The 3,380-nt window shown below is 74.6% G+C and carries 3 protein-coding genes and 2 pseudogenes; 1 reads left to right on the forward strand and 4 read right to left on the reverse strand.

What is annotated here, in order from left to right; translation table 11 throughout:
• Positions 1 to 381, reverse strand: a pseudogene (locus ESO86_RS19065) (ABC transporter permease); the annotation flags it as partial.
• An 84-nt stretch (positions 382 to 465) separates the two neighbouring features.
• On the opposite strand from ESO86_RS19065, the gene ESO86_RS14010 reads away from it, so the two are divergent.
• Entirely contained in the window at positions 466 to 1,059 is a 594-nt protein-coding gene (locus ESO86_RS14010; protein WP_129235554.1) for a TetR/AcrR family transcriptional regulator, read from the forward strand.
• A gap of 67 nt (positions 1,060 to 1,126) precedes the next feature.
• Here ESO86_RS14010 and nagB read toward each other — a convergent pair whose 3' ends face one another.
• The 3 genes and pseudogenes from nagB to ESO86_RS19070 all read right to left on the reverse strand — a co-directional run.
• On the reverse strand, positions 1,127 to 1,912 hold the full coding sequence (nagB, locus tag ESO86_RS14015) for a glucosamine-6-phosphate deaminase (protein WP_129235555.1): 786 nt from the start codon (positions 1,910 to 1,912) through the stop codon (positions 1,127 to 1,129).
• Positions 1,897 to 2,835, reverse strand: coding sequence for an ROK family protein (locus ESO86_RS14020; protein ID WP_129235556.1), 939 nt, complete (start codon positions 2,833 to 2,835; stop codon positions 1,897 to 1,899). Before ESO86_RS14020 ends, nagB begins: the two co-directional genes overlap by 16 nt.
• A pseudogene (locus ESO86_RS19070) lies at positions 2,832 to 3,380 on the reverse strand (hypothetical protein); the annotation flags it as partial. The gene ESO86_RS14020 and the pseudogene ESO86_RS19070, both read right to left, overlap by 4 nt.

Here is a 3,380-nt window from a genome sequence, read left to right on the forward strand (position 1 = left end):
CAGTTCGGCGGCGAGGCCGCGGAGGTTCTGCGCGACGGCGGGGCTCGCGGCGGTGGCGATGAGCACCTCGGGCGCGTCGGTCGGGGCGTCGCCGAGGACGATCGCGCCGTAGGCCTCGCGGGTCCGGATCGCGGCGATGGCTGCGTCGCGGTCGTCGTACCGCTCGAGCGCGATCGCGCCCTCGGCCTCGTCGGCGACCCGCTCCTCGACCTGCGTCACCGCCGCGTCGGGACCGACGACGCCGACGGGCAGGTCCTTGGGCTCGGCGGTGACCGAGGGCCAGGCGAACGCGAGCAGGATGACGCCGACGACGAGTGAGAGGACGGCGCCGATGCCGACGGCGCGGCCGATCGGCGTGCGGTGCGTGGTGTGGGAGGACATGAGCGGCTCCTTCATAAAAAACGAATGCTCGTTCGTTATAATGGACCCGCGACGTAGGATCGTCAAGCGACGGGAGGAGTGCCGATGCCCAAGGTGAGCGACGAGTACCGCGCGGCGCGCCGCGAGGAGATCCTCGACGTCGCCCTCAGGTGCTTCGCCGAGCGCGGGTACGCGAAGACGTCGATCGCCGACCTCGTCGAGGCGTCCGGACTGTCGGCCGGCGCGATCTACGGCAACTTCCCCGACGGCAAGAAGGAGCTGTTCGCCGCGGCGGCGGCACGCGTGCTCGAGTCGCGACGCATCGAACTCGCCGAACGCCGCCGGGACGGCGGCCCGCTCTCACCCGGCGAGGTCGTCGCGACGCTGCTCGGAGGCATCCGCAACGAGCCCTTCAGCGCAGTCCTCCCCCAGCTCTGGTCGGAGGCGATCGTCGACCGGGAGATCCGCGATCTCGTGCAGGTCGTGTTCCTGCGCCTCCGCACCGCGATCGGCGCGCAGCTGGCCGAGTGGGGGCGCGCGCACCCCGACCGCGTCGACGGCGACCCGGCCGCCTGGGCCGAACGCGTCACCCCGGTCATCCTGAGCGCCGCACCGGGATTCGTCCTGCAGCGCGCCCTCCTCGACGACTTCGACGAGGACGCCTACCTCGCCGCGCTCGGCGAGGCGCTGGTCCACTGACGCGCGAGCGACCGGCCGCGCCTCGTCCATCGCGACCGGCGGACGCCGCGGCATCCGCCGGTGCGGGTCAGATGCCCTGCCAGTCGGGCTTGTTCGCCCAGGCGTGACGGTAGTAGCCCGCGTGCTCGAGCCGCGACGCGGCCGCCTCGTCGACGATGACCGTCGCGTGCGGGTGCAGCTGGATCGCGGAGCCGGGCTGGCTCGCGGACACCGGGCCCTCGACCGCCGCGGCGATCGCCTCGGCCTTGGCCTCGCCGAAGGCGAGCAGCACGAGGTGGCGCGCGCGGAGGATCGTGCCGATCCCCTGCGTGATGCAGTGCATCGGGACGTCCTCGATCGAGTCGAAGAACCTCGCGTTGTCGATGCGGGTCTGCTCGGTGAGCGTCTTCACGCGCGTGCGCGAGGCGAGCGAGGAACCGGGCTCGTTGAAGCCGATGTGCCCGGTCCGGCCGATGCCGAGGACCTGCAGGTCGACGCCCCCAGCGGCGTCGATCGCCGCCTCGTAGGCCTCGGCCGCGGTGCGGATCGTCGCCGGATCGCCGTTCGGCACGCGGATGAGCTCCGGCGTCAGGCCGAGCGGCTCGACCACCTCGCGCGTGATCACCTGGCGGTAGCCCTCCGGGTGCCCCGCCGGCAGCCCCACGTACTCGTCGAGCGCGAAGCCGCGGACGCCGGCGACCGCGATGCCCTCGGCATCGATGCGACGCGCGAGCGCACGATAGGTGCTGAGCGGCGTCGAGCCCGTGGCCAGGCCGAGCACGGCGTCGGCGCGCGCGCGCAGCAGGTCGGCGATGGCGGATGCCGCGAGCTCGCCGGCCTCCTCCTCGTCACGGACGATCACGACCTCTGCCATGCCGGCTCCTCCACTTCCTCTCCGATCAGGGCGGCGCCGACGGCGGCCGCCGGGAACCCGCGCGGGATGACCTGCACCCGGCGGGGCAGGTCGAGCGACGCGAGGAACGCGGAGTCCTCGGCCCATGCCGCGAGCACGCGCCGCGTGCCGCCCAGCAGCCGATCGCCGAGCGCCGCGAGTCCGCCGCCGATCACGATGTCGTCGACGTCGGTCGTGAGCGCGAGCAGGCGCACCGCCGAGGCCACGCCCACCAGGAAGCGCTCGCGCACCGCGACGGCGTCGGGCTGGCCGGCATCCGCCCGGTCGAACAGGTCGACCGCCGGGTACCGGTGCACCCCGGGCCACTGCGACGCGAGCGCCGAACCCGACGCCAGCGTCTCGAGGCAGCCGCGCTGCCCGCAGGCGCACTGCTCCCCCGCCGGGTCGACCGGGATGTGCCCGATCTCGCCCGCGACGCCGCGGCCTCCGCGCAGCAGGTGCCCGTCGAGGACGATGCCCGCCGCGAGCCCGGTGCCGAGGTTCAGGTAGGCCATGGAGTGGGCGCGGATGCCGTCGGCCACGCCGAGCAGGTGGTGCGCGCCGAGCGCCGCCGCCTTCACGTCGTTCTCGATCCGGACCTCGACGCCGAGCCGGTCCGCGAGCCGCGGACCGAGGTCGAGGCCCTCGAGGCCGAGGTTCACCGCGTGGGTGACGCGGCCCGTCGCCGAGTCGACCGAGCCGGGGATGCCGATGCCGATCGACTGGAACGCGCGGGCGTCGACGCCGGCGAGCTCCGACATCCGCTCGACCGTGCGGAGCGCCGTCGCGACGACCGCCTCCGCCCCGAACCCCGTCGGCATGCGGACCTGGTCGCTGAGCTCGCCGTCGGCGCCGATCGCGACGGCCGCGGTCTTGGTCCCGCCGATGTCGATCCCGAGCCTCACGACACCTCCGCCGTGGCGGTCAGCGCGTCCTGCACGAGCTCGGCGAACGTCGCGGCGACGCCGCGCGAGGCGCCGAACGTCGCGATGTCGGCAAACGCGAGGTCCTCGCTCGGCCAGCCCATGTCGACCGTCACCACGTCGGCGCGCGCCGCGCGCAGGCGCTCGATCGCGTCGACCGCGAAGGCGTGCCGGTGCAGGTCCTTGCCGATGACGACGACGGGTCCGGCGAGCGCGGCCGGGTCGGGCAGCGGGGTCGCGGCGTCGAGTCGGAGCTCGGCGGCGTCCGTCAGCCACGCCGGTGCGGGGCGCTCGGGGTCGGTCGCCGCGACGAGGGCGAAGGGACCCCACGGGACGCCGCCGACGGCGATGTTCGCGACGGTCTCGACGCGGACGATCGTGCCGACCGAACCGGTCGCGCAGAGCCGGTCGAGCGCACCGGGCGCGACGTGGAAGGATGCCGCGACGCGGTCGGCGAGACCTGCGGGCAGGCCGAGCGGCAGCCCGATCCCGGGGGCAGCGGATGCCGCGGCCCCGCCGGTCGGTCG

It is taken from the genome of Agromyces binzhouensis (assembly GCF_004135055.1).
Classification (GTDB): Bacteria; Actinomycetota; Actinomycetes; order Actinomycetales; family Microbacteriaceae; genus Agromyces; species Agromyces binzhouensis.